A 16,894-nucleotide genomic window follows, 5' to 3' on the forward strand; every position below is an offset into this window, starting at 1 on the left:
GTTCCTCAAAAAGGCCGTAATTGCTGGCTATTTGCGCAAACAAATCAAAAAATAAGCACTTGAATCAAAAATGCTGGCTATTGGCGTTTAGGCTGTTATAACTATATTTAAGAGTTAAAACGTTAACAAATACGGTTATAAAGTTATTACAGAGGTTATGTATGAGTGACGCAACACAACAACAAGAACAAATTGATCAAGGGGTAATGGAAACCCTAAGAGAGCGCGACCACAGTACCTTGGCGCAACAAGTAAATCCTTTAACCTGCAACCATAACGATATTGTAGAATTACTAGCGCGGTATATGGCACTAAGCGAGCAAGAAGATGATGAGCTGTTTGATGATTGGTTTGATAACCTAACTAAAGAGCAACATACTGTTTTAAAAGTATTTGAAGTTTACCGCGGACAATATGAGCACCAAAATTAAAGTATTTATTTTTGTAAGTATGCCAAATCCAGTGGTTATTTAAATAAAACTAAATAGCCACTACTACTTTTTCATTAAAGGGTAGCTATGTTGTATCAACCACTAATCCCACTTGCTTAAATCATAATTTTTTGCGGATTGAATCTTATCTTTATTTAGGCACGACTTACTGATATTTATAAATATTTATTTATTGCTATTTTTAGGTAATGTTCTAGTTTGAATAGGCAGACTGTTTATAATTTAAATAAGTTTATCGGATTATAAACTCGAAAATATTCGCTCCAGTTTTGTAATTTATAAAATATTTAAAATTAATAGAGCTTTAATGATTAAACCTGAGATTCCAAATAACGAAGCTGAGCGATTACACGCGCTTAGAGCATTAAAAATTCTAGATACGTCTCATGAAGAGCGCTTTGATCGTGTTACTCGTATTGCCAAGCGTATGTTTAATGTTTCTATTTCATTGGTTACTTTGATTGACGAAGACCGCCAGTGGTTTAAATCAAGGCAGGGGCTTGATGCGCCTGAGCTTCCTCGCGAAACCTCATTTTGTGGCCACACCATAAATCAGGACGAGTTATTAATAATCCCAGATACAGCAAAGGACGAAAGGTTTTTTGATAATCCCTTTGTTACAGGCGATCCTAAAGTACGCTTTTATGCAGGCTTTCCTTTAAAATTAAGGGAAGGAGTCATTATAGGCACTTTGTGCCTTGCCGATAATAAACCTAGACAACTCAATGATGAAGAAAAACAATTACTAAGAGATTTAGGCACGTTAGTCGAGCGAGAAATTCAATCAATTCAACTAGCCACAATTGATGAGTTAACAAGAATCTCTAATCGACGTGGCTTTTTAAACCTTGCCGAACATACGCTAAATGTATGTAGGCGAAACAAAGTATCAATGTCGTTTATATTGTTTGATCTCAATAAGTTTAAACAAATTAATGATATTTATGGACACCACGAAGGCGATTTTGTATTAAATAAATTTGCACAAATTATGCTTAGTTCATTTCGTGATTGTGAAGTCATAGGTCGACTTGGCGGAGATGAATTTGTTGCGATGTTAAGCGACTCAGACGAGACAAAAGCAGAGTTTGTTTTACAAAGGTTTGCGGATGCAATAGCGCATGCTAATAATACCTTAAACAAGCCATACAAAATTGATTACAGTGTAGGAGTAACACACTTTAAACACGATACAGGTAAATCAGTTGAGGATATGATTCAAGATGCTGATGTTGCAATGTATCAGCAAAAAAAGCAGCAATCACTTTAGTGAACTATTTAGTTTAATTGCTGCTTGAACTTCACTTAACTTCCTCATGCTAGTACGAATTTTATAATATGCCGTTATTCGCTATTGCAGTCATTTTTTGCTGCGGGTGATGCTAAAGACACATTTGGTTGCCAAACCCTGTTCCATATTTTATGAAGATTGTTTAAGTTTGGTCTTTGACTTATTTTTTCAAAGTTACCAATGCTCACTTCTGAATCATTTTTTTGACCCACTACAAAATTAAACACATAGTTGCACTCCATGCCCATACGTAAATCAGAAAGTACAATATTGCTTTGCTGTTGGCGCACCGAATAAAACCCTCTAGTAAACCACTGCAAGCGTTTTATAGCCCATTCATCGCTAATATTATTTAACAGTGAAGGCGTTGTTTGATAAGCCGTTAATGTTACATCGCTGGGCGCGTCAAATACTGATGCATAACCTTCGTAGTATTGTCCGTCAGACATCACAACAATACGCCACAGCAAAGTGGTTAGCGGAGCAGGCGTACTAACATACGCATTTACTGGTATTTGTCTGTTGTTGAGAGCCGTTTTTACTTTGTCATCAATATTTACTTTTAAAATTAAAGCGCAAAATAAATATAGACTACTTAAAACTAAAGCCGCTGCATTTACACGATAAGCCGTTGCTGCTTTTATTTTGGGTATTAGCGTACATATTACGCCAATTAATAAAGGAAGCGTGTAAGCGGGGTCAATAATAAACACACTAGAAACCGCAAAGGGGTACTCAGTAAAAGGCCAGAGTAGTTGTGTACCGTATACCGTTAGGCTGTCTAATAGGGCATGTGTAGATAAACTTAAAAATACTAGCCAAAACCAGCGCACTTTATAAATTTGCATTCCCGCGTGTACTTTTAATATTAGCCATACAATGAGCGGGCTAATTAATAAATGTATTAATAACGAATGGCTAAAGCCACGGTGATAAGTAAATGCTTCTACAGATCCGCCATATGGCAAAAATACATCTAAATCAGGGAGCGTGCCTAAAATTGCTCCCCATAAAACGGCTTTTCGACCTATTTTATTGCCTAACACCGCATAACCTACAGCACTGCCTAATGCTACCTGCGTTAAAGAATCCATTTTAATTAATACCTTTAATTACTACTTTTGTTATTTATACTTTTCGATTATTAAAAAGCGTCAAAAAATCGGTTAAAACATTTAATAAGTAAATCAATATACAGAGCTTATAAACTAAGCCTAGGCTTTATAAAATCTAAAAACGCTGTAATTCAAGATGATACCGTACTATTTTTTATAATACATGGCTTGTATAATTTCTCGGTTATTTGGCGAGCTAATTGCATTGGGTAACACTTCAACTAATTTACCTGTTTTTAGGTCATTGCCAATCATAAAGTGAGAAAGTAACGCAACACCTTGGTTTGCAATACACCGCTGGCGCACTGTTTCACCGCTGCTTGCGCTAAGCGAAAACGTAAATAAAGCGGGCTTTACTAACGGCCAGGTATTTAATTTAGGGGAGTCACTAAAACCAATTAACTTATGATTTTGTAAATCATCAATTTGCGCAATTGCTGTTACGCGTTACAGCGGTATGCATGATAAACGTGAAATTCAGCAAGTATAAAGTCTTAGCTGTTAAGGTTGAAACTAAAATTAATGACCTCATACCTGTTATGAGGTCATAGATTTTTAAGTGACAGTCGTAATAAGAAGTAAAAGGTGTATTTCGTAAAGCTTCAGTGAAGTTTGTATTTCAAAACCGATTATTTTATAAGGATAAACCATGACACAACGTGTAATAGAAATGCCAGAACTCGGTATGGGAACATTCCGCTTAGAGGGTGACACTGCCTATAACTCAGTAAAAATGGCGCTAGAAGTTGGGTTTCGCCATATTGATACCGCACAAATTTATGGCAATGAAGAGCAAGTAGGTCAAGCTATAAAAGACAGCAATATTCCGCGCAGTGAAATATTCTTAACCACCAAAGTGTGGAATAACAAATTAAATAAAAGCGACTTTATTCCAAGCGTTAAAAAGTCACTTGAAAAGCTACAAGTTGATTCGGTCGACTTACTGCTAATTCATTGGCCATCGCCTGCTAACGACGAGCCAATGAGTGAATATCTTACTGAATTATTAAAAGCAAAGCAGCTTGGTTTAACTAAGCACATTGGTGTATCTAATTTCACTATTGCAAACTTAAATGAAGCAATGCAAACGCTTGACTCACGTGAAATATTTACCAATCAGGTTGAGGTACACCCGTACTTAACTAACACTAAATTACGTGCTTTTTGTGCCCAGCACGATATTCATGTAACAGCTTATATGCCATTTGTTGTAGGTAAGGTGCTTAAAGATCAAACCATTATCGACATTGCTAAAAAGCATGATGCAGGCCCGGCACAAGTTGTTTTAGCATGGGTTAACGCCAATGGCATGACGACAATTCCATCATCAACTAAGCGTAAAAACTTGGAAGATAACTTTAACGACCATGTTAAATTAGATGATGAAGACATAGCCCGCATTGATGGCTTAGATTGTGGCGACCGACAAGCAACACCAGACTTTGCGCCGCAGTGGGATCAGTAAACTTACCTCAAACGCAAAGTTAAACCAAATATTTTAAGGTGTAGATTGTCTATACCTTAACTTTTATAAGGAATACACATGTTAACGGTTATAGCTGCACTGTCGTGCAAAAATATTGATACAGATGTAATGCTTACAGCACTTGAAAATTTACAAAAGTCATCGCGCCAAGAAGTAGGGTGCTTACGTTATGAATTATCGGTAAAAAGTGATGCTGAGCATACTGACTATGTAGTTAGCGAACAATGGGCGTCTGATGAGCACTTTGAAGCGCATAAAAACGAGCCACACTTTAAAGCGTTTGGTACGCAGGTTACTGGGCTTTTAACCAATAGTAGTATTGATGTATATAGAACAATTGGTTAAGCAGTTTTATACCACTTAGCTAAACTACATAACTAAGTAAATACTCAAATAGGTGCTGTTAACTTACATCACCTTTTATTCTTACACTTTAACCAGCCTAAATACTCTACTTCCCCAATATATCAATGAAATCTATTAGAACTCTTTTTTGTTAATTTGCAGTGTGGCGAAATCTAAAGTGCTCCATAAAATTATTAAAAGTCGTTTTTTGTATCACAAATTACTCTAATAAATGGCTTATTTAATTTATTGTTTACATTAAAGTTCTCTGGTGTAAATATAGAAACACTCATAGGCACTATTAAGTGCCTTAGCACATGGAAAGTATAGTGAACGATGTAACATCAATCACTAGAAAATAGCCAGCTAAAAAATCACAGCAAATAAAGCCTTAACAGCTTTAAGTTGTATCAATTTATATGGAAATAATAATGAAAAAATTAATCGCAATAGTAGCGTTGTTAGGCTTTGTTTCATTTGCACAAGCTAATGACAGTTTTGTAGTAAATGCCAAATTTTATGATAATAAAAATTTAATTGGTTCACCTGTTTTAGTAGTAAATTCAAACGAAGAGGCATCAGTTTCAGTTGATAACTCGTATAGTTTTGCTCTTACACTAACGCCAATTGATGACTCGACCGTAAGCTTAGCAACCGACCTGAAATTAGGTGAAAAACATATGGCACCTTCTTTAGTCGTTGAGCTGGGCAAAGAAGCAAGTATAAATATTGATGGTAAAGAGTTTTCAGTTTTAGTAAATAAATCAAGCAGCTAATAAGTTAGAATCGAGGAATATAATTAATGAGAAACTCAAGAAATGAAATAGTAAAATATGGAGTCTCTTTTGGTACAGCCCTAGCAATTGCTATTTCATGGAGTGCTAACGAGTCTGTGTTATGGGCAATTTTGCATGGTTTTTTATCTTGGTTTTATGTTATTTGGCATGTAATTACGCGATAAGTGTTTTCGCGTGTGCACGGATTGATTATGTAGACCGCGGTCAATGTTAATAGTCGAGTAATTACCATTTAAAACGATTAAGTTAAAAATATAAAAGGAATAATTAATAATGAAAGGTGCGGGTGGAAGCTCTGGTGGTATTGGGCATTTTTTTATTGGTTTGATTATGATGTGCGGTGGCTTTTATATGCTGCTAAACGCAATTTCGGTGACCTCTAATTTTGGACTAAGTTCTCGTATTTATAGTGTTAATGCTTTAGGTGGCTTTGGCGTTACAGGCGGCATGGTTATGATCCCCTTTATTTTTGGTGTGGGTCTGATTTTTTATAATTCTAAAAATATTTTAGGCTGGGTGCTATCGCTAGGATCGTTAACCGCACTAATATTTGGCGTTATATCGAGTGTTCGGTTTAGCATGCGAACTATGACGTCGTTTGATTTGATTGTTATTATAGTTTTAGCGTTTGGTGGCTTGGGGCTGTTTTTACGCTCGCTTAAATCTATTGATACTTAAATAATTACCACGCTTTGTTTTAAATACAATTTTAATTATAGGCATTTAACACGATGTACTAATGCCTAAATTAATAATGTAATCCTTCCTATTTACTGATTAACCAGTAACGTATTTTAAAGAGATTTATGTGAACAACTCAATACAGCTAAAACTAATTGCTACTCACTTAATGGCACAAAGAGAAGAAAACCCAGCACGTTCAAACTTTCCTAAAGAGTTGGTATTAGACTCGACTGACGATGCAATAGAAGTACAAAAGTTGATGATTTATTTAAATGATCAAACTGTATATGGCTGGAAGTGTATGCTGCCTTTAGATGATGGCTCAATTATATTAGCACCTCTTTTACATGCACCTATAAAACAAGCTGAAAATTGCCCACTGTATACAACAAAAGATAAAGCGCTGATAGAACCAGAAATTGCATTTATTTTGCAAAGCGATTTACCAAGTAATAAAACCTATACAAATGAAGACGTGGATACTGCATTTGCCAGCGCCCACTTAGCACTTGAGCTTATTCAAAAAAGGTTTGATGAAGACACTCCAAGCACTCACATTGAAAAGCTGGCCGATGGTTTATCTAATCAAGGCGTGTATTTAGGCCCAAAAATAGATAAAGCCAAAGCGTATAACGCAAGTAGTGTAAACATTAACGTTAAGCAAATTGAAGCTGAGTTAAGCTTGGCGGGTATTCACCCTGCAGAACTTGCGCAACTTCCACTTTATTGGGCGGTTAATTACTTATCAGCCAAAGGAATCAACTTAGAAGCAGGGCAAGTGTTTATAACGGGCTCTTACTGTGGTGTTGTTGAGCTTAATACCGATCAGTTAACCACGATTAGTTACGAAGACTTAGGGTCATTTAGCACTACGTTTTTATCAAAGTAAATTTAAACGTTATTTAATAGATAAATCGTACTTTAAAATAAGCGCATCTATGTAACGGGTGCGCAATGTGTGTTGTTTTTCATGGTCGGCGCCGTGTCCTAGTGCTTTGTTTAAAAGCTTCATGGCTGGGTGTAGTAGCGCTCTTTCGTCTTGGTTTAAACTCGCTTTACTGCGCAGTTCGGTAATGTCGTCAACTAATAACCTGCCAATATCTACCGAGACTATTTCGTCTATTAATCCATTTTGAGTAAGCACGCCGTACTTACTGCATAAAAACTGTTGCCAAATTTGCTGCAAGTGCTCGTCTATTTCGCAGCCAAATAGCTCTTCGCTAAACGTAAATCCTTGCTGAGCGAGTTTAGTTAGGCTTGCAGTATATTGCTGTGCAAAATAATTAAAAGCATGGCTTGATGATTCTATTTTTTGTTTTAAAAGACCTTGACCCCAATTAACACAGCCGCGCGGGTAATAGTCGTCATACTCTTCGCATTCATACAAACCTGAATATGAGCTGCAGCTAAGTTGACTTTTAATACAGTAACTTGGTTTTGGGAAAACACTTCGCTCTTGCCAAGCTAAAAGTGTATCTGCATCTATATTTAATGCTTGGCACAGTTCATCGGTGTTATAAAAATGAGTTGCTAAGTAGTCAGATAAACGCATAAAGCCTCTGGTATCGTTAAAGATAAAATACTGTTCATATATACAGTTATTCATTTTGTATTACCAAACTTAATAACACAAGAAATTTTATAATTAAATGTAGGCTTACACCTCCAAAAGTACCGGCAATTATGTTACAAATAGCGCAAGTTTTATAAATAATGATTTTTTATGCGCACCCTAGACCAAATTAAACAAGCAAGCCTTATTACAGCTATTAAAACGCCATACTTAGCAAACGGTGAAATAGACCTAGCAAAGTACGATGAACTCGTAGAAATACAAATTGCAGCAGGCGTTGACGGCATTGTAGTTGGTGGCACAACAGGCGAAGGCCAGTTAATGAACTGGGAAGAGCATTTAATGCTTATAGCGCACAGTGCAAACAAGTATGGTGACAAACTGGTTATTGTCGGTAATACCGGTAGTAACAACACCCGTGAAGCGATTAAAGCAACTAAATATGGCTTTGCCAGCGGTATGGATGCAGCACTGCAAATTAATCCATACTACGGACGTACGTCTATTGCGGGTGTTAAAGAGCACTTTAAGCGTGTACTTGATATTGGACCTGCCTTTATTTACAACGTAGCAGGGCGAACAGGTCAAGACCTAACGCCTGATATTATTGAACCACTCGCTAAACATGAATATTTTATTGGTGTAAAAGAGTGTGGCGGTAATGAACGTATTGCCCATTATGAACAACAAGGTATTGCATGTTGGTCGGGTAACGATGACGAAAGTCACGATGCGCGCCACACACATAAAGCGCACGGTGTTATTTCGGTTACTTCTAACCTTATACCTGGTTTGTTCCGTCAGTTAATGGATACGCCAAGTAGCGAGCTAAATGCGTCGTTACAACCATTGATGAACTGGTTGTTCTGTGAACCAAACCCGATTGCAATTAATACCGCATTGATGATGACTGGCGCAGTAAACCCAGTATTTAGATTACCGTATTTACCGCTTAGTGATGAGCAGCAAGCCCAAGGCGAAGTGTTAATTAATGAGTTAAATAACAACGATGTTGTTGGCGGCACAGCTAAGTGTATAAAGCAGGACGATATAGCCCTCCTTTCCTAGCAATATGAGCAAGCACTGAACAAAGTGTTAGTTCAGTGCTTTTTGTTAATGATTATTTACTTCTATTGCTAAAATCGGTAAAATTCCTTCCCTTATATCTTATAAAATATGCAGAGCTGTGAAATTTGTTGTTGAAGAACTCGCTATATGGATAAAGCCCGAACAGCGACAAATAAAAGAGAGTAATTGGTTTGATTCCTCCGTATTAAATCTTAGTTGGGTGCCTGCTATGCAGCGACGCCGAATGACTTCCTTTATTAAAATGGCACTCTTTAGTGCTCATCAAGTAAGCACTCAAGGTAACTATGTTAATTTACCGAGTGTTTTTTCTTCTCGCCACGGTGATTTTCACAAAACGTCTAACTTACTTATTGATGTAGTAAATGATCAGCCACTGTCGCCCACTGGTTTTGGGTTAAGTGTGCATAATGCCGCATCGGGACTTTTTGGGATAATACAGGGTAATACAAGTGCTACAAATGCTATAGCTGCAGGAGCCGAAAGCTTTATTTATGCACTCGTAGATGGCTTTGTAAGACTTGCTGATAACGATCAGCAACACATGTTAATAGTTCATACCGACGAGACTCTCCCCGATATTTACGCTCAGTACGCCGATGAACAGCAAATAGCACACTCTATTGGTTTAATAATAAGAGCGCCGCAAAAAGGCGAACCCCATTTTAGTTTAAACAAAGTATTTAATACGGGCATGGAAAAAAGCGACTTACCAATGAGTATTCAATGCGCTAAAGCTTTGTATGAGCGAAGCAATACATTACTTGTTCATAACACGCTTGAGCACGATTGGCAGCTTACATACCATGCTTAAAAATGTACAAAGGTTATGTGGGTTGATTTGGCGGATTATTGCTACTGCATTTTGCTTTTCAGTTTTTGGGGTTGGTGGTTTACTATTAGCCTTTATTGTTTTTCCTGCTCAGCGCCTATTTCAAAGTGACTCAGTTAAACAAAAGATTAAGGCTCGAAAAACAGTACATTACAGCTTCAAATGGTTTGTTAGTTTAATGCATGTAACGGGCGTTATTCGATTTCATGTCAACGATAAAGCAAAAATTGAAGGCTTAAAAGGGCAACTGATATTAGCAAACCATCCTTCTTTAATTGATGTTGTTGTTTTAATTTCGGTAGTAAAAAATGCAGATTGCGTAGTAAAGGCGCATTTATTTAAAAATCCTTTTATGCGCGGCGTTATTAAAAGCACCGGCTATATAAGTAATGACGATCCGCAGGAGCTATTACGAGAATGCGAGCGCAGTTTGCAAAAGGGTAATAACTTAATTGTATTTCCTGAAGGGACACGGACAGAGCCTCACAAAACATTAAAGTTTAAACGAGGCGCTGCAAATATTGCAATTAGATGTCATGCGCCCATTACTACTTTTTTAATTAAAATGAAGCCAAACACTTTAACCAAAGGCACACCTTGGTATAAGGTCGCGCCATATCAGGCGCATTTTACAATGGGGCTTGCGAGCCAGCAGTTTAATTGTGCAACGTACGACAGCGATATGCCTGCGATGCAATCACGCCAATTGACTAAAGATTTACAACATTATTTTACACAAGAGCTAAAAAATATATGAGCGAATTAAAAGAACAAATAAAACAACTGATTATCTCAAGCCTTGACCTTGAAGACATGACCACTGCTGACATACAAGATGATGACGCTTTATTTGTAGATGGCCTAGGACTAGACAGCATAGATGCATTAGAGCTTGGTCTTGCGATAAAGAAGCAATTTGATGTGAAAATAGATGCAAACTCTGATCAAACTAAAGCGCACTTTGCCTCAGTTAATTCTTTAGCAAAATTTATTGAACAAGCACGTTCTTAATATATAAAAGTAGGAAGAAAGATGAAAACCGCTGCTGAAATTTATGATGTATTACACGGCATTTTAGAAAACGAATTTGAAATAGACCCAGAAGATATTAGCTTAGAGGCTAACCTGTACCAAGATCTTGATTTAGACAGTATTGATGCAGTTGACTTAGTTGTAAAATTAAGAGAAATCACAGGTAAAAAAATTGAGCCTGATGCCTTTAAGCTTGTGCGCACAGTGCAAGACATAGTCACCGAAATAGAAAAGTTAGTTAACTAATACTATGTTAAAAGCAGTTTTAACAACGTTAATTATGATTTGCTTGGCTTGCTACCCTATTATTGTGTACGTAGGCCTTACGCGTTTTAATAGTCAGATTATTACAGTATTACTGCTATTTTTACTCGGGCTTAGACTTTGGTTAAGCAAAGCCCTGTTTGATAAAATGCCGTGGTTAAAGCCCGCTACATTTTTAGCAGCCATTACTATTTTGATTTCCAAGGTAATGGATAGCGACTTAGGGCTGCGTTTGTATCCCGTAATCATTAATTTAGTTATGTTAGTTGTGTTTGCGTATTCTTTGTATAAAGGGCCTTCTATTATTGAAACCTTTGCGCGCATTACTGAGCCCTCACTTGATGAAAACGGTGTAATTTATACAAAAAAAGTAACGCTAGTGTGGTGTGTGTTTTTTGTATTAAACGGTGGTATTGCCCTGTACACCAGTATTTTTAGTAGCCTAGAAACCTGGGCTTTTTATAATGGTTTTATTGCTTACTTAGCTATGGGCACATTGTTTGCTATAGAGTGGCTAGTCAGACAAAAAGTAAAAAGGAACGCCGGTGTTTAATGCTTTTCAAAGTAATGCGATAAGAACATGTTTTAATCATACTGATAATGATATTTCGGAGCGTCAGTTTGTTAGTGATATAAACGAAGTTTTAGCAAAACTATCAACGTTAAATGCTAAATCATCGGTTGTTTTATACACCACAGACACCTACAAATTTGCCGTGTACTTATTTGCTTTGGCACTACACGGAAACACAGTGATTTTGCCGCCTAATGGGCAACCTGCAACGTTAAACTCCTTGCTTAAACAAACACCTTTTTTTATTGGTGAGTCTGAATTAGTAGCCGATTTAGAGGCTGATTTTTTAGATATAGGCACCTTAGTCAATCAACCTCACTTTGTATCTATTGAAACAATTAAGTGGCCTCAAGAAGGCACAATTGTTTTTTACACGTCGGGCTCGTCGGGTAAAGCAAAGCCAATTGTAAAAACGTGGCAGGTAATAAATAAAGAATTAAGTACATTAATTAATAGCTACGCATTGATTGATAATCCTATTTTTATAGCGAGTGTTTCGCATCAGCATATATACGGCTTATTGTTTAGATTATTGTGGCCATTACGTGCAGGAAAGGTTGTAAATACAGAACTATTGCATTACCCAGAACATATAGCTACAAAGCTCAAGTTATTTAAAAAAGTAGTGTTTGTTTCAAGCCCAGCGCAGTTAAAACGGTTATGTATTGATAATGTTTTAGTGGATGATAAGTCTCATTTACAATGGGTTTTTTCATCAGGTGGACCGCTATTAAACGAAGATGCTGTATCGTTGTTTACGCAATTAAATAAACCAGTTACACAAGTTTTTGGTAGTACCGAAACCGGTGGTATTGCATATCGACAAGTTACTTCACTTGAAAAGGTTAGCCTTTGGCAGCCATTTTCGGGTATTAAAGTACGGGCTTTGGACGATCAGCGTTTAATTTTAAACTCACCGCTCGTTCGCGACAAAAATTACCCTTTAGATGATAGAGGCGAAGTACTTAAAAATGGTCAATTTAGATTATTAGGCCGATTCGATCGAATTATAAAATTAGAAGAAAAACGATTAAGTTTAGATGAGCTAGAACAACATTTGTGTACTAGTGAGTGGGTAAGTGAAGCTAAAGTAATCGCCTTGCCTGGTGAGCGATTAATTGTAGGCGCTATTGTTGTGCTTACGCATAAAGGGCAGATATTTTTTAATGGTGACGGTAAGTTAGCTACAAATAATTTATTAAAAGCGCATGCATTAGCGCGCTTTGAGCGAATTTGTATCCCTAAAAAGTGGCGTTTTGTAGATCAATTACCATACAACTCACAGGCAAAGTTAAATTTAAAAGCATTGGAGAGTCTTTTTGCAAAAGTTGACTAAAACACAGCCTGATTTACTGTCTTGTGAAAAAGCAGAGCAAAAGTATAAATTAAGCTTACTAGTTCCTCATGATTTAGATTATTTCAAAGGACATTTCACTGATGGCCCAATACTCGCAGGTGTTGTGCAATTAGACTGGGCTGTGGCTGCAATTTGTAAATATTATAATGTTCAGCAATCTGTTAAAAATGTTGAAGTATTAAAGTTTCAGGTAGTGATTACCCCAAGTATAACAATCGAATTATTGCTTGAGCAAAAGGCAGAGAATAAATATACCTTTTCGTATAATTCAAACAAAGGACAGCATGCATCTGGCCGTGTTGTTTTTGATAGCCTAATAAATGAATAATTTTTGTATTGTTATCCCAAATTATAATCACATTACGGTTATTGATGATGTACTGAGCCAATTATCGTCATTTAATCTTCCTATTATTATGGTTGATGACGCAAGCAACGTCGAAGCTAAAAATGTGTTTAGTAAGCTTGATGCAAAACACGCGCAGTTGAGTGTAGTTACCCACGACGATAATCAAGGCAAAGGCGGCGCGGTACAAACCGGCTTAAAGCAAGCATATAAGCTAGGTTTTTCGCATGCGATACAGGTTGATGCTGATGGTCAGCATGACTTATCTGATATTGAAAAACTAATAGCGCTTTCAAACGCTCAGCCTAAAGCGCTTATAAGTTGTTGCCCAATATATGACGATTCAGTGCCTAAACACCGTTATTTAGCACGTTATTTAACGCATGTTTGGGTATGGATTGAAACGTTAAGTTTTACAATTGTAGATTCGATGTGTGGCTTTAGAGTGTATCCGCTTGAGCAAAGTACAAAGCTAATTGATGAGGTATCGCTTGGAAAACGCATGGATTTTGACCCCGAAATTTTAGTGCGTTTATATTGGCGCAATGTGCCTTTTGTATTTTTACCTAGCCAAGTAATTTACCCCGAAAATGGGCTTTCTCATTTTCAGCCATTACACGATAACGTGCGTATTTCGTGGTTACACACCCGCTTGTTTTTTGGAATGTTGATTCGCTCTCCTGTGTTAATTTGGCATAAATTAAAGAGGCGTTATGGCCGCTAAACACTGGTCTAAAATGCAAGAACGCGGTAATTTTTTAGGTATTCAAATACTGTTATTTGCTCATAAATTACTGGGTAGAAAAGGGCTGTGGATTGTTTTGTTTCCTGTGGTCTTTTATCTTTTTTTAACAGGAAAAGTAGCGCGTGTAGCATCTAAAGCGTTTTTAGAGCAAGTTAATGTTTACCAAGGCTGCAAACAACCTGTTACGTTTAAAATGCAATTAGCGCACTTTTGTAGTTTTGCAGATAGCGCATTAGATAAAATTGATGCTTGGCTTGGGCGAATAACCCAACGTGATATTAAATACACGAATGAGCATTTATTTGCTGAGCTAGATGAGCAAAATCAAGGGGCTATTTTTATAGGTTCTCACTTGGGTAATTTAGAGGTGTGCAGGGCACTTAGCCAGCACCGCAGCAGTAAAAAAATAAATGTACTGGTGTTTACCCATCACGCTGTTGAATTTAATAAAATGCTTAAAAAGATTAACCCAGATGTGTCGGTTAATTTAATACAAGTGACTGATATGGGGCCTGACTTAGCTATTTTACTAAAAGAAAAAGTAGAGCAGGGAGAAATAATCGTTATTGTTGGCGACAGAACAAGCACAACAACGGCTTCTCGGTCGGTACAGGTGCCTTTTTTAGGCAAAAATGCCCCATTTTCACAGGGGCCTTTTATATTAGCCGCGCTGCTTGATTGCCCTGTTTACTTTTTGTTTTGTTTAAAAGATAAAAAAAGCAAAAAGTATCAAGTGATATTTGAACATTACAGCCAATCATTAAAAATGCCTCGACGAGAGCGACAGCAGGCGCTAACACTTATTATTACTGACTATGCACAGCGTTTGAGTTATTACGCAGCTTTATATCCTTATCAGTGGTTTAATTTTTACGATTTTTGGAAAAGTGATCAGCAGGTAGTGCGCGATCAATCAATGGAGAACAAGTGTGACTGAACAAAACATACAGCTTTTTGGCAATCAGCGATTATCAATTGAAGATATTGTTCGAGTTGCCTTTAATGAAACACAAGTGCAATTAAATAGCTGTGAAAATTTTAGCGTTAAAATTAATAGCGCTTTGCGTTTTTTAGACACACTTTTAAAAGAAGATGGCGTGATTTACGGCGTTACTACTGGTTACGGTGATTCTGTAACGGTGGCTGTACCTCTTGATTTAGTTGATGAATTACCTCTGCATTTAACTCGCTTCCACGGCTGTGGACTCGGGGATGTATTTAATAAAGTGCAAGGGCGTGCAATTTTAGCGACCCGCTTAACATCACTTTCACAGGGCTACTCTGGTATTAGCTGGGAAATGCTGCACCTACTTAAAGATTACTTAAATAACGATATAGTGCCTGTGATCCCGCAAGAAGGGTCAGTAGGTGCCAGTGGCGATTTAACACCGTTATCTTACGTTGCAGGTGCGATGGTAGGCGAGCGTGATGTGTTTTACAAAGACCAAGTACGTAACAGTGCTGAAGTTATGAAAGAAGTTGGCTTAGAACCACTAACACTAAGGCCAAAAGAAGGTCTTGCCGTTATGAATGGCACAGCGGTAATGACTGCATTAGCGTGTTTAGCGTTTGATAGGGCTAATTACTTAGCTAAACTGGCGAGCCGTATTACTGCATTATCAAGCTTAGCGCTTAAAGGAAATAGCCATCATTTTGATGAGATATTATTTTCAGTTAAGCCACATCCTGGGCAGCAACAAATTGCACGTTGGATAAGAGACGATTTAAACCATCACGATCACCCTCGTAATGCAGACAGACTTCAAGATAGGTATTCAATCCGTTGTGCACCCCATGTTATTGGTGTGCTGCAAGACAGTCTTCCGTTTTTTAGGCACATGATAGAAAACGAGCTTAACTCAGCAAACGATAACCCAATAATTGACGGCCAAGGTGAGCATGTATTACACGGCGGGCATTTTTACGGAGGCCATATTGCAATGGCAATGGATAGCATGAAAACAGCCGTTGCAAACCTTGCTGATTTAGCCGACAGACAAATCGCTTCTTTGGTTGATACTAAGTACAACAATGGGCTACCTTCAAACTTGTCTGATAGTGCACCAGAGCGCCGTTATATTAATCATGGTTTTAAAGCGGTTCAAATTGGCTGTAGTGCTTACACAGCAGAGGCATTAAAGCTAACCATGCCGGCCAGCGTTTTTTCTCGCTCTACGGAGTGTCATAATCAAGATAAAGTGAGTATGGGAACTATTGCGTCTCGCGATTGTTTACGTATTTTACAGCTAACAGAACAAGTGTTAGCAAGTACGTTATTAGCAAGTATTCAAGGTGTTAGATTGCGTATAAAACAAGGCGATCTTGAGTTTTCGACTTTAACGCAAGATATGCAAAACATGTATACCGATATAACTGATTACTTTGAAAACCTCACTGAGGATAGACCAATGGAAGCCGTGCTAAGGCAAACAATAGGGTATATTCAAACTAAACGTTGGGCGTTGTATGAATAGTAAAGGTGCATTATTAACGCATGTTGTAGAAATTGAAATTCCATTTCATGACTGCGATCCAATGAATGTTGTATGGCATGGTAACTACCCACGTTACTTAGAAGTAGCGCGCTGCGAGTTACTGCGTTTATTTGATTATGATTACCCACAAATGCATGAATCGGGCTACGCGTGGCCTATTGTTGATATGCAAATAAAGTATGTCGCCTCAGCAGTATTTACTCAAAAAATTAAAGTAGCGGCTTATTTAAAAGAATACGAGAATAGACTACGGATTGATTACGTAATCACTGACTCGCTAACTAATAAGCGCCTTACTAAAGCCTCAACCACGCAAGTTGCGGTTGAGGTTAGCTCCAAAGAAATGCAATTTGAATCACCCGCTATTTTATTTAATAAGTTAAAAGCGGTTTTGAATTAAATTTTTATTTTATAGGCGAT

General features: G+C 37.4%; 22 protein-coding genes and 1 pseudogene. 20 read left to right on the forward strand and 3 right to left on the reverse strand.

What is annotated here, in order from left to right:
• The first annotated feature begins 161 nt into the window (after positions 1 to 161).
• Positions 162 to 431 carry a hypothetical protein gene (locus I6F50_RS08355; RefSeq protein ID WP_007580861.1) on the forward strand — a complete coding sequence of 90 codons (270 nt, stop codon included), beginning with the start codon at positions 162 to 164 and terminating at the stop codon, positions 429 to 431.
• Positions 432 to 759: 328 nt separating this feature from the next.
• Positions 760 to 1,722: a sensor domain-containing diguanylate cyclase gene (locus I6F50_RS08360; protein ID WP_165741646.1), complete on the forward strand. Its 963-nt coding sequence runs from the start codon at positions 760 to 762 to the stop codon at positions 1,720 to 1,722.
• 74 nt (positions 1,723 to 1,796) lie between these two features.
• Here the strand turns inward: I6F50_RS08360 and I6F50_RS08365 are convergent, their stop codons facing one another.
• Positions 1,797 to 2,837, reverse strand: a complete 1,041-nt coding sequence (locus tag I6F50_RS08365) for a metal-dependent hydrolase (RefSeq protein ID WP_197175926.1) — start codon at positions 2,835 to 2,837, stop codon at positions 1,797 to 1,799.
• 152 nt (positions 2,838 to 2,989) lie between these two features.
• Positions 2,990 to 3,303 (reverse strand): annotated as a pseudogene (locus tag I6F50_RS08370) (LysR substrate-binding domain-containing protein); the annotation flags it as partial.
• Between the two features lie 204 nt (positions 3,304 to 3,507).
• On the opposite strand from I6F50_RS08370, the gene dkgB reads away from it, so the two are divergent.
• The 6 genes from dkgB (at position 3,508) to I6F50_RS08400 (ending at position 7,059) form a co-directional block, all read left to right on the forward strand.
• On the forward strand, positions 3,508 to 4,323 hold the full coding sequence (dkgB, locus tag I6F50_RS08375) for a 2,5-didehydrogluconate reductase DkgB (RefSeq protein WP_197175928.1): 816 nt from the start codon (positions 3,508 to 3,510) through the stop codon (positions 4,321 to 4,323).
• Between the two features lie 78 nt (positions 4,324 to 4,401).
• The gene (locus I6F50_RS08380) at positions 4,402 to 4,689 is read left to right on the forward strand and encodes a putative quinol monooxygenase (RefSeq protein ID WP_165741650.1); all 288 of its coding nucleotides are present in this window, start codon (positions 4,402 to 4,404) and stop codon (positions 4,687 to 4,689) included.
• A 431-nt stretch (positions 4,690 to 5,120) separates the two neighbouring features.
• Positions 5,121 to 5,465: a hypothetical protein gene (locus I6F50_RS08385; protein WP_165740778.1), complete on the forward strand. Its 345-nt coding sequence runs from the start codon at positions 5,121 to 5,123 to the stop codon at positions 5,463 to 5,465.
• 26 nt (positions 5,466 to 5,491) lie between these two features.
• Complete coding sequence (locus I6F50_RS08390) at positions 5,492 to 5,650, forward strand: hypothetical protein (RefSeq protein WP_007378675.1); 159 nt, start codon at positions 5,492 to 5,494, stop codon at positions 5,648 to 5,650.
• Positions 5,651 to 5,759: 109 nt separating this feature from the next.
• Complete coding sequence (locus I6F50_RS08395) at positions 5,760 to 6,164, forward strand: hypothetical protein (protein WP_197139360.1); 405 nt, start codon at positions 5,760 to 5,762, stop codon at positions 6,162 to 6,164.
• Between the two features lie 130 nt (positions 6,165 to 6,294).
• A complete protein-coding gene (locus I6F50_RS08400; RefSeq protein ID WP_197139361.1) occupies positions 6,295 to 7,059 on the forward strand; it encodes a 2-keto-4-pentenoate hydratase in 765 nt (254 codons plus the stop codon).
• Between the two features lie 9 nt (positions 7,060 to 7,068).
• Here the strand turns inward: I6F50_RS08400 and I6F50_RS08405 are convergent, their stop codons facing one another.
• Entirely contained in the window at positions 7,069 to 7,722 is a 654-nt protein-coding gene (locus I6F50_RS08405) for a DUF6058 family natural product biosynthesis protein (protein WP_197176011.1), read from the reverse strand.
• Between the two features lie 171 nt (positions 7,723 to 7,893).
• Here I6F50_RS08405 and dapA point away from each other — a divergent pair, with 171 nt between their 5' ends.
• From dapA to I6F50_RS08465, 12 genes are all read left to right on the forward strand, one after another.
• The gene (gene dapA, locus I6F50_RS08410) at positions 7,894 to 8,811 is read left to right on the forward strand and encodes a 4-hydroxy-tetrahydrodipicolinate synthase (RefSeq protein WP_024593027.1); all 918 of its coding nucleotides are present in this window, start codon (positions 7,894 to 7,896) and stop codon (positions 8,809 to 8,811) included.
• A gap of 118 nt (positions 8,812 to 8,929) precedes the next feature.
• Positions 8,930 to 9,643, forward strand: a complete 714-nt coding sequence (locus tag I6F50_RS08415) for a beta-ketoacyl synthase chain length factor (RefSeq protein WP_173585785.1) — start codon at positions 8,930 to 8,932, stop codon at positions 9,641 to 9,643.
• Positions 9,636 to 10,418 (forward strand): 1-acyl-sn-glycerol-3-phosphate acyltransferase, encoded by a 783-nt coding sequence (locus tag I6F50_RS08420; protein ID WP_197176013.1) that lies wholly within the window; start codon positions 9,636 to 9,638, stop codon positions 10,416 to 10,418. The genes I6F50_RS08415 and I6F50_RS08420 overlap by 8 nt, the downstream gene beginning before the upstream one ends.
• A complete protein-coding gene (locus tag I6F50_RS08425) occupies positions 10,415 to 10,672 on the forward strand; it encodes a phosphopantetheine-binding protein (protein WP_007580830.1) in 258 nt (85 codons plus the stop codon). Before I6F50_RS08420 ends, I6F50_RS08425 begins: the two co-directional genes overlap by 4 nt.
• 21 nt (positions 10,673 to 10,693) lie before the next feature.
• A complete protein-coding gene (locus I6F50_RS08430) occupies positions 10,694 to 10,939 on the forward strand; it encodes an acyl carrier protein (RefSeq protein ID WP_002958648.1) in 246 nt (81 codons plus the stop codon).
• 4 nt (positions 10,940 to 10,943) lie between these two features.
• A complete protein-coding gene (locus tag I6F50_RS08435; protein ID WP_165740774.1) occupies positions 10,944 to 11,510 on the forward strand; it encodes a hypothetical protein in 567 nt (188 codons plus the stop codon).
• A complete protein-coding gene (locus tag I6F50_RS08440) occupies positions 11,503 to 12,867 on the forward strand; it encodes an AMP-binding protein (protein WP_197175930.1) in 1,365 nt (454 codons plus the stop codon). The genes I6F50_RS08435 and I6F50_RS08440 overlap by 8 nt, the downstream gene beginning before the upstream one ends.
• Positions 12,851 to 13,216 carry a thioester dehydrase gene (locus tag I6F50_RS08445; protein WP_197118917.1) on the forward strand — a complete coding sequence of 122 codons (366 nt, stop codon included), beginning with the start codon at positions 12,851 to 12,853 and terminating at the stop codon, positions 13,214 to 13,216. The genes I6F50_RS08440 and I6F50_RS08445 overlap by 17 nt, the downstream gene beginning before the upstream one ends.
• Positions 13,209 to 13,958, forward strand: a complete 750-nt coding sequence (locus tag I6F50_RS08450) for a glycosyltransferase family 2 protein (RefSeq protein ID WP_197118918.1) — start codon at positions 13,209 to 13,211, stop codon at positions 13,956 to 13,958. Before I6F50_RS08445 ends, I6F50_RS08450 begins: the two co-directional genes overlap by 8 nt.
• On the forward strand, positions 13,948 to 14,916 hold the full coding sequence (locus tag I6F50_RS08455; RefSeq protein WP_165740770.1) for an acyltransferase: 969 nt from the start codon (positions 13,948 to 13,950) through the stop codon (positions 14,914 to 14,916). The genes I6F50_RS08450 and I6F50_RS08455 overlap by 11 nt, the downstream gene beginning before the upstream one ends.
• On the forward strand, positions 14,909 to 16,453 hold the full coding sequence (gene hutH / locus I6F50_RS08460; protein ID WP_101216994.1) for a histidine ammonia-lyase: 1,545 nt from the start codon (positions 14,909 to 14,911) through the stop codon (positions 16,451 to 16,453). Before I6F50_RS08455 ends, hutH begins: the two co-directional genes overlap by 8 nt.
• Complete coding sequence (locus I6F50_RS08465) at positions 16,446 to 16,874, forward strand: thioesterase family protein (RefSeq protein WP_007580812.1); 429 nt, start codon at positions 16,446 to 16,448, stop codon at positions 16,872 to 16,874. The genes hutH and I6F50_RS08465 overlap by 8 nt, the downstream gene beginning before the upstream one ends.
• The last annotated feature ends 20 nt before the right edge of the window (positions 16,875 to 16,894 follow it).

This window comes from Pseudoalteromonas sp. NZS127_1, from assembly GCF_015864295.1.
In the GTDB taxonomy this organism is placed as follows: domain Bacteria; phylum Pseudomonadota; class Gammaproteobacteria; order Enterobacterales; family Alteromonadaceae; genus Pseudoalteromonas; species Pseudoalteromonas arctica.

Excerpts from the sequence above, each read along its gene's own strand:
- dapA (WP_024593027.1), top strand. The coding sequence starts at position 7,894 with ATGCGCACCCTAGACCAAATTAAACAAGCAAGCCTTATTACAGCTATT.
- I6F50_RS08365 (WP_197175926.1), bottom strand. The coding sequence starts at position 2,837 with ATGGATTCTTTAACGCAGGTAGCATTAGGCAGTGCTGTAGGTTATGCG.
- I6F50_RS08380 (WP_165741650.1), top strand. The coding sequence starts at position 4,402 with ATGTTAACGGTTATAGCTGCACTGTCGTGCAAAAATATTGATACAGAT.
- I6F50_RS08405 (WP_197176011.1), bottom strand. The coding sequence starts at position 7,722 with ATGCGTTTATCTGACTACTTAGCAACTCATTTTTATAACACCGATGAA.
- I6F50_RS08360 (WP_165741646.1), top strand. The coding sequence starts at position 760 with ATGATTAAACCTGAGATTCCAAATAACGAAGCTGAGCGATTACACGCG.
- I6F50_RS08395 (WP_197139360.1), top strand. The coding sequence starts at position 5,760 with ATGAAAGGTGCGGGTGGAAGCTCTGGTGGTATTGGGCATTTTTTTATT.
- dkgB (WP_197175928.1), top strand. The coding sequence starts at position 3,508 with ATGACACAACGTGTAATAGAAATGCCAGAACTCGGTATGGGAACATTC.
- I6F50_RS08465 (WP_007580812.1), top strand. The coding sequence starts at position 16,446 with ATGAATAGTAAAGGTGCATTATTAACGCATGTTGTAGAAATTGAAATT.
- I6F50_RS08450 (WP_197118918.1), top strand. The coding sequence starts at position 13,209 with ATGAATAATTTTTGTATTGTTATCCCAAATTATAATCACATTACGGTT.
- I6F50_RS08385 (WP_165740778.1), top strand. The coding sequence starts at position 5,121 with ATGAAAAAATTAATCGCAATAGTAGCGTTGTTAGGCTTTGTTTCATTT.
- I6F50_RS08390 (WP_007378675.1), top strand. The coding sequence starts at position 5,492 with ATGAGAAACTCAAGAAATGAAATAGTAAAATATGGAGTCTCTTTTGGT.
- I6F50_RS08355 (WP_007580861.1), top strand. The coding sequence starts at position 162 with ATGAGTGACGCAACACAACAACAAGAACAAATTGATCAAGGGGTAATG.
- I6F50_RS08430 (WP_002958648.1), top strand. The coding sequence starts at position 10,694 with ATGAAAACCGCTGCTGAAATTTATGATGTATTACACGGCATTTTAGAA.
- I6F50_RS08435 (WP_165740774.1), top strand. The coding sequence starts at position 10,944 with ATGTTAAAAGCAGTTTTAACAACGTTAATTATGATTTGCTTGGCTTGC.
- I6F50_RS08425 (WP_007580830.1), top strand. The coding sequence starts at position 10,415 with ATGAGCGAATTAAAAGAACAAATAAAACAACTGATTATCTCAAGCCTT.
- I6F50_RS08455 (WP_165740770.1), top strand. The coding sequence starts at position 13,948 with ATGGCCGCTAAACACTGGTCTAAAATGCAAGAACGCGGTAATTTTTTA.
- I6F50_RS08420 (WP_197176013.1), top strand. The coding sequence starts at position 9,636 with ATGCTTAAAAATGTACAAAGGTTATGTGGGTTGATTTGGCGGATTATT.